Origin of the sequence: Streptomyces boluensis, assembly GCF_009908195.1 — a bacterium.
GTDB lineage: Bacteria > Actinomycetota > Actinomycetes > Streptomycetales > Streptomycetaceae > Streptomyces > Streptomyces boluensis.
The window spans coordinates 1-953 of record NZ_JAAAHS010000752.1; the positions used below are offsets into that span (position 1 = coordinate 1).

Annotated in this window: 1 pseudogene; it reads right to left on the bottom strand. The window is 74.0% G+C overall.

The features are described 5' to 3' along the window. Positions 1 to 953: pseudogene (locus tag GUY60_RS37915) on the bottom strand (hypothetical protein); the annotation flags it as partial.

The window sequence follows — 953 nt, forward strand, 5'->3', positions numbered from 1 at the left end:
CTTGGTGCCCGGGGTCTTGGAACCCCCGCCGCCACCGCCTCCGCCACTCCCGCGTGCCGAGGGAGCAGACCGGGACCCGGAGTCCTCGCCCTCCGAATCGGCCTTCGCGCTCGCCTTGCTCTCCGGCTGCGGGGCCTCGTCCTTCGGCTTCTCCTTACGCGGTTCCTGCGCCCTCGGGCTCGGCTTCTCCGTACGGGATGGGGCAGGGGACTCCGCAGATGGTGATGAGCTCGAACTGTCGCTGTCCGGGCCCGAGTTGGCCGACGGGGCGTCCGAGGTGGAACCTGTCGACGGACTCGTACCGCCGCCCGCCGGCGCCTCGGACTCCGGTGCGGCCCCGTCCGAGCCCGTACCGCTCCCCGCGGCCTGGTCCTTGGGGCCCTTCGACTCCTGCGCGCCGGGAGACTCCTCGGCCTTCGCCGCTCCCTTGGCCCCCTCGTCGGCAGTCGCCTTATCGCCCTCGGCGCCCTGCTTGGCGCTCTCCGCCGGGGACTCCTTGGCCGACGTGTCCGAGCGGGCCTGCGCGGAGTCCTTGTCACCACCGCCCGAGGCCTTGTCGCCCGGTCCGCCCGCCGCGGCGGTGCCCTTCTCGTCCTTGGCGGCCTTCTCGGCCGTACCGCCGCCGGTCTCCTTCGAACGGTCCTTGGCCTCCTGCACGGTGGCCTCGGCGGCGGCCGGACCGGCCTTCGGGTCGTCGCCCAGCTTCGGGTCCTTGGAGGCGACCCCGGGTCCGGGCTTCGGCTCGGACTTCTGCTCGGGGTCGAGCTCGCTCTCCGTACGGCGGGACTGGTCGGCCGCCGACTCCTCGGAGCCCTCTACGGGCGGGGAGTCGTCGGTGCCAGGGTCGTTCTTCTCCGCCGCCGCCTCGCGCTCGGCGTCCTCCTCGTCCTCCTGGTCGCGCGCCGCGTGCACCTTGTCGGCCTTGGTCGGGGGCGGGGCCGAGAACGAAGGGG